Origin of the sequence: Pseudoalteromonas sp. ND6B (genome assembly GCF_000764215.1) — a bacterium.
In the GTDB taxonomy this organism is placed as follows: Bacteria; Pseudomonadota; Gammaproteobacteria; order Enterobacterales; family Alteromonadaceae; genus Pseudoalteromonas; species Pseudoalteromonas tetraodonis.
Genome location: NZ_JQFL01000085.1, coordinates 1 through 1,213, shown reverse-complemented (window position 1 = coordinate 1,213; position 1,213 = coordinate 1). Strand labels below are relative to the sequence as shown.

Here is a 1,213-nt window from a genome sequence, read left to right as displayed (position 1 = left end):
GCCTTGTATCTCTCTGTAATAGATGATTAGCTATCATTTATTACATCGGAAGTTAGTGAGCTTGTAGCCCCGCCCAGTACTTGATACTGAGCCGTAGATTAAGCCCTAGCTTCCAATTCTCAACAAACTGAATGGTATCCAAGCACTCTTAGATTAAGTTGATGCTGTATGTACAAGGGGAGTAAGTAGAGATGATGTTTATTGGTTTTGATATCAGTAAAGATAAAGTTGATTTATGTTGGCTGAGAGATCCAATCACTAATAAAAAGAAAACAAAAGTATTTAAAAATAACCACCTAGCTTTCAGGGAAATTAAGCAATGGCTTTTAAGTACAACCAAAACTATAGCTGAGGAAATCGTTATCACGGTAGAGCCAACCGGTGTTTACCATGAGCCGTTAATGTACTTTTTATACCAGCAAGGATTCAATATTATTCTAGCTAACCCTAGCAAAGCAAAAAAATATGCTGAGGCTCTAAATGTTGTTCATAAAACAGATAGGTCAGATGCGATAATGCTTGCAAGCTACGGTTATGCTAAGCAATCAACCGTTAACTTCTGGCAACCTGAAGCAAAGGAAATTAGAGAGCTTAAAGCCTTACTGCGTCGACTTGATGCATTGGAGTCCAATAAACAACGAGAGCAGAATCGATTAGAAGCAAGTGAGTTTAATGCGACATCTGAGCGAGTCACTCAATCATTAAAAGAAACGATTAACTTTCTAGATGATGAGATAAAAAAACTTAAGTCAGATATTGATAGTCACATAAATAGCTTTCCTGACTTAAAGAAGAATAGAACGTTACTAGAAACAATCCCCGGTATTGGGCCTGTTATGTCTCGAGAGCTGACGTATATATTCGCCGCTAAAAATTTCAGCAGAGCTAAGCAAGCTGCTGCCTACTGTGGCTTAATACCGCGGCTGCATGAGTCTGGGAAAATGAAGGGCCGTACAACTATGAGCAAGCTAGGGCCCTCAAAAATAAGAAGTAAACTTTATATGGCAGCAGTAGTCGCTGGGCAGTGGAATTATAAGATACAACAGCAAAAAATAGCCTTGCTGAATAATGGCAAAACGTCGATGCAAATCATTGGCGCCAATATGCGTAAACTCATTCATATATGTTTTGGTGTAATAAAAAATCAAGAAGCGTTTAAGCTCCAAGAAAGTTAAATACGATCTTGAAGCCTATAAAGAGAGATGGTATCTAC

Annotated in this window: 1 protein-coding gene; it reads left to right on the top strand. The window is 38.3% G+C overall.

Going from position 1 to position 1,213, the window contains the following annotated elements; translation table 11 throughout:
- The first annotated feature begins 191 nt into the window (after positions 1-191).
- Complete coding sequence (locus ND6B_RS00710) at positions 192-1,175, top strand: IS110 family transposase (protein ID WP_033104359.1); 984 nt, start codon at positions 192-194, stop codon at positions 1,173-1,175.
- Positions 1,176-1,213: the final 38 nt, after the last annotated feature.

Excerpts from the sequence above, each read along its gene's own strand:
- ND6B_RS00710 (WP_033104359.1), top strand. The coding sequence starts at position 192 with ATGATGTTTATTGGTTTTGATATCAGTAAAGATAAAGTTGATTTATGT.